A 4741-nucleotide genomic window follows, 5' to 3' on the forward strand; every position below is an offset into this window, starting at 1 on the left:
GCCCGGGTCTACGGCACCGGACAGGTGTACTGGCGCATGGTCGGCCAGCCGCAACGCGGCACCCCGGAACTGGGCCCGCTGCGCGAGGCGTGCGAACGCCAGGCCCGCGCGGCCGTCGGCGACGCCGCCTACCAGCGCGCCTTCGAGCAGGGCCGGGCGGACAACGCGGAGGTGGGCCTGGCGGCCGCGCTCCAGGGGGAACTGCTCGGCTGAGAGCCGTCCCGGAGGGCCTTTCGGTCCGTGCGGCCGCCGGCTACGGCAGCCGCTGCGCGGGTACGGCCGGCACGGCGGGCGCCAGTGCGGAGAGCCGTTCCAGCAGCTCCCCGAACGGTCCGTCCGCCGGCTCCTGCCCGAGTACCCGCAGCACGATGCCCGCCATCTCCGTGCTGTACGCGGCACTCACCGCGGCCAGCGCCGCGAAGTCGTGCACCAGCTGCAACTCCAGCTCCTCGCGCGGGATCCGCCGCCCGTCCAGCCAGATCAGCGCCGTCGACTCGGCCAGCGACACCCATGAACGCACGACCAGCTCCAGCCGTGCCGGGGGATCCTCGACCCCCAGATGGGACAGGATCTGCTCGCAGGCGGCCTGCCGCACCCCGTCGATCATCGCGTTCGCAGTCGAGGACCCTGCCGCGGGCCCGCCCCGCATCAGCGCCGAGAACCCCGGACCGTGCTCGTCGACGAAGTCGAAGAACCGCCGCATCACCCTCAGCAGCCGGGTCCCCAGCGGCCCTTCACGCGGTTCCACGAACCGGGCCGCCAGCTCGTCGGCGGCCCGCCGCAGCGCCGCCTCGTACAGGCTCTGCTTCCCCGGGAAGTAGTGGTAGACCAACGGCCGCGAGATCCCCGCCGCGGCCGCGATCTCGTCGATCGACACCTCGTCCGGGGCGCGGTGACTGAACAACTCCAGCGCGACACCGATCAATTGCTGTCTGCGCTCCTCGACGCCCATCCTGCGCCGCACCCCGGTCGTCATGGTGGACAGCGTACCGAGTGGGGTGCCGGGAGAGGGGCGGCGGGCGGCCCCGGTCTCGTTCCTTCCGCTGCTAGAGGTCCAGCACCAGCCGTTCGCCCCGGCACCGCGACACACAGATCAGCATCGAGTCGTCCCGTTCGGATTCCGTCAGGAGTTCGTCGCGGTGGTCGATCTCGCCCGCCAGGACGCGCTGTTGGCACGTACCGCAGAAGCCTTGCTCGCAGGAGTACGAGACGTACGGCAGCTCGTCGCGCACCGCGGCCAGCACCGACTGGCCGGCCGCCACCCGGACCGTGCGGCCGGAGCGGCGCAGTTCGACCTCGAAGGGGCCGGAGTCGGCCGACGACGCGGCCGCCGTGAAGCGTTCCAGATGGAGGGTGCGGCCGGGCGGGAGGGCGGCGGTGACCGCGTCCATCAGGGGGCCGGGGCCGCAGCAGTAGACGGCCGTGCCCTCCGCCGTGTCCGCCAGGGCCGCGGCGGCGTCCGGGTGGCCCGCCTCGTCCTCGGGGACGACCGTCACCCGGCGGCCCTCGGCGCCCAGCTTCTCGATCTCGTCCAGGAACGGCATCGAGGCGCGGGTCCGACCGCCGTACAGCAGCCGCCAGTCGGCGCCCGAGGCGGCGACGGACCGCAGCATCGGCAGGATCGGGGTGATGCCGATGCCGCCCGCGACGAACAGGTACGCGGGGGCGTCGGCGAGCGGGAAGCGGTTGCGCGGGTCGTGGATCTCCACCTCCTCGCCCTCCTGGAGCCGCTCGTGGACCTCGCGGGAGCCGCCGCGGCCGTCCTCGACCAGCCGCGTCGCGATGGTGTACGTGTCGGGGTCGGCCGGGTCCCCGCACAGCGAGTACTGGCGGACCAGTCCGGAGGGCAGGAGGAGGTCGAGGTGCGCGCCGGGCCGCCAGGCGGGCAGGGCGGAGCCCTCCAGCCGGAGTTGGACGACGCCCTCGGCCGGGGTGGTCCGCTCGGTGATCAGCAGCCGGCGGGTGGCCGTGGTGCGCCGCTCGGAGTGGCCGGAGACCGGTTCCTCCAGGGCGGGCAGCGGCCACAGCGGGGAATTCTGGATGCGGCGGTGCAGGGCGCGCTTGGCCAGCAGTGCGGCGCCGGCGACCAGGACCACGGTGCGCAGGCGGGGCAGGGGGAGCGGCATGGTCAGCTGGTTCCCGTCATACGGGCCTCGGCGGCCGTGGCCGCGGGCGACTGGGCGAGATAGTCGATGGCCTGGGCCGTACTGCCCTCCTGCGAGGGGTGGTAGCCGCGGCTCAGATAGCGGGGGACCGAACGCAGCAGATCACCGGTCGCGGGCAGGGTGCCGCGCCTGCCGCCGAGGTAGAACTCCTTGAACGACCCCTTGCCGTTCAGCAGGCTCGGGTCGTTCTCCATGAAGAAGCGGACGCCGCGCTGCCAGAGGAAGACCAGCGCGCTGAACGCCGTGGCCCAGGTGCGTGCCCGTCGCGGGTAGCCGCCGTCGACATGCATGAAGACCTCGAATGCGACCGAGCGGTGCTCGACCTCCTCCGCGCCGTGCCAGCGCAGCAGGTCCAGCATCATCGGATCGGCGCCGCACCGGTCCAGTTCGTCGGCGTTCAGCACCCAGTCGCCGAGGAAGGCGGTGTAGTGCTCGATCGCCGCGATCAGCGCCACCCGTTCCATCAGCCACCACTTGCGTGCCCTGCCCGGTGGCAGCGTCCGGTCGCCGAGCAGTTTCCCGAAGAACCAGTCGACCTGCGCGGTGTACGGCGTCGGGTCGAGACCGAGCTCCTTCAGACGGGGCAGGACGTCGTCGTGCGCCTGGGAGTGCACGGCCTCCTGGCCGATGAAGCCGATGACGTCCTGGCGCAGTTGCTCGTCGTGGATGTACGGCAGCACCTGCCGGTACACGTGGATGAACCAGCGTTCCCCGGCAGGCAGCAAGAGGTGGAGCACATTGATGGTGTGCGTGGTGAACGGGTCGCCCGGCACCCAGTGCAGAGGAGTCTTCTCCCAGGCGAACGAGACCTTACGGGCCTTGAGTGGCGTCCGCTCCGACGCGACCGGCACTGGCTGCGTGTTAGACATATCGTCAATTTACTGAGAGGTAGCCCGCGGGAACAGAGGTGTGCGGCGGATTCCTGACGCCCGGCAGGACGGGGCGTCAGCGCAGCGCACCCGCCCGACTGCCGTCCACCAGCGTCCCGTTCAGCCGTGCGCGGTCGCCCGCCCTGGCCGGCACGGCGAGCAGCCGGCCGTCGGAGCGCCCTTCCACTCCGCCCGACGCGGTCAGCGAGGCGAACTGCTCACTGCCCGCCGCCAGTACGTACCAGCGGCCGCCCTGCGACTTCCACAGCACCCCGGCCAGCACCCGGGGATCGCGCGTCCCGCAGGCCGGGGAGTCCTCCGCCGTGGCCGCGACCGCCCCGGGCGGGCCGCCGGTCGCGGCGGCCGGTGCCGACGGGGCCTGGAACTGGGCGAGGACCCGGCTTCCGGTACCCCGCCAGGTCTCCGCCCTGGTGCAGAGCCAGCGCGCGGAGCCATTGCCCTCGGGCAGCGACTGCTCGGCGTACTGCCAGGAGTTCACCGACCGCACCCCGTGCGAACGCACCGCGGGCAGCAGACAGGCGGTCCGCGCCCAACTGTCCCGCTCCGCCCGTCCGGCGACATCGTGCGGTGCGGACGGCGGGCCCGAGGTGAGCCGGGCCGGGGTCAGCTCGCCGAGGTCCGCCAGCAGCCGGGCCGCCGAGCCGTCGCGGATCTCGATCGCCTGCCAGGCACGGCAGTCGCGGACCGTCGCCGGGCTGGTCAGAGCGGCGGTCACCCCGTCGGGGCGGCGGGGCAGCGGCCGCGGGGCGCCGTCCGGCGCCAGCAGGTCCCGCACCGACACCGCGGTCACCCAGGGCGCGGTGAGGTAGCGGATCCGGTCGCCGGTACGCGCCACGATCAGGGCGGCGGCCGACGCCAGGTCCGCACCGTCGACCCGGGCGAAGTCGACCGCGACGCCCTCGTCCCGACCGCCGTCACGGGGCTCCGCGTACCGCACGACGCGCAGCCCGTCGTGGAGCAGCACCACCGTCACCCGGTCCACCTCGCCCGCGTACAGCAGCTGCGGCGCACCCATCGGAGGCCCGACGGGGGTGTCCGGGGTCGCCGAGATACGCACCTCGCCGCCCGGGTCCGCCCAGACGGCGAGCGCCCGGCGCAGCAGCCGGGTGTCCCCGGTGCGGTTGCCGCGGGTGGGCCAGGAAGTAAAGTCGGTACGTGGCGAGCGCTGCCAGAACGTCGCGGACACCCGGCTCAACCTGCCCGGATCCAGGGCCTGTTGCACGACCGCGTCATGGACGTACGACGATGCGGGCGGAGCGCCGCGCCCCCAGCCGTCGCCCGGCGGCCCCAGCAGCGCCCCGCACACCAGCAGTGCCGCGACGGCCGCCAGCGCCGCCTTCGCGTGCTGCCGGCGGCGCAGCAGATCCGGCGGCCGGGCCTGGAGCGAACAGGGGTCGAACTCCGGTGAGCCGAGGAGCGCGTACGGCGCCGGAACGCCCTCCGCCTCCACGAGCGCCGCATGCGGGTCCGCGACCCCGGCATCCGCGAGCACCCGCCGTACCTCCGCGTCGGTCAGTCCCTCCAGGCCGCGCAGGGCATGGGCGGCGCGGCCGGGACCGGAGAGCGCCGACAGGGCGTTCTCCAGGGCGAGTCCGTCCGATCCGCCCGAGTGCGGGAACAGCCGCAGCCCCCACACGAGCGGGAGGAGCGACGGCAGCCGGGCGCGGCCGGACCCGCGGCGCGGAC

At 73.9% G+C, this 4741-nt stretch carries 4 protein-coding genes and 1 pseudogene; 1 reads left to right on the top strand and 4 read right to left on the bottom strand.

Annotated features, from left to right (window positions below; all coding sequences use genetic code 11):
- A pseudogene (locus ABZY11_RS42880) lies at positions 1 to 213 on the top strand (regulator); the annotation flags it as partial.
- Positions 214 to 253: 40 nt separating this feature from the next.
- Here ABZY11_RS42880 and ABZY11_RS42885 read toward each other — a convergent pair.
- From ABZY11_RS42885 to ABZY11_RS42900, 4 genes are all read right to left on the bottom strand, one after another.
- Positions 254 to 976, bottom strand: a complete 723-nt coding sequence (locus ABZY11_RS42885; protein WP_356484369.1) for a TetR/AcrR family transcriptional regulator — start codon at positions 974 to 976, stop codon at positions 254 to 256.
- A gap of 70 nt (positions 977 to 1046) precedes the next feature.
- The gene (locus tag ABZY11_RS42890; protein WP_356484370.1) at positions 1047 to 2126 is read right to left on the bottom strand and encodes a PDR/VanB family oxidoreductase; all 1080 of its coding nucleotides are present in this window, start codon (positions 2124 to 2126) and stop codon (positions 1047 to 1049) included.
- A gap of 2 nt (positions 2127 to 2128) precedes the next feature.
- On the bottom strand, positions 2129 to 3034 hold the full coding sequence (locus ABZY11_RS42895; protein ID WP_356484371.1) for a metal-dependent hydrolase: 906 nt from the start codon (positions 3032 to 3034) through the stop codon (positions 2129 to 2131).
- Positions 3035 to 3110: 76 nt separating this feature from the next.
- The coding region (locus tag ABZY11_RS42900) for a hypothetical protein (RefSeq protein ID WP_356484372.1) at positions 3111 to 4741 on the bottom strand (1631 nt) is incomplete at its 5' end.

The sequence above is a fragment of the Streptomyces sp. NPDC006510 genome, assembly GCF_040611955.1.
Taxonomy (GTDB): Bacteria; Actinomycetota; Actinomycetes; order Streptomycetales; family Streptomycetaceae; genus Streptomyces.

Excerpts from the sequence above, each read along its gene's own strand:
- ABZY11_RS42890 (WP_356484370.1), bottom strand. The coding sequence starts at position 2,126 with ATGCCGCTCCCCCTGCCCCGCCTGCGCACCGTGGTCCTGGTCGCCGGC.
- ABZY11_RS42885 (WP_356484369.1), bottom strand. The coding sequence starts at position 976 with ATGACGACCGGGGTGCGGCGCAGGATGGGCGTCGAGGAGCGCAGACAG.
- ABZY11_RS42895 (WP_356484371.1), bottom strand. The coding sequence starts at position 3,034 with ATGTCTAACACGCAGCCAGTGCCGGTCGCGTCGGAGCGGACGCCACTC.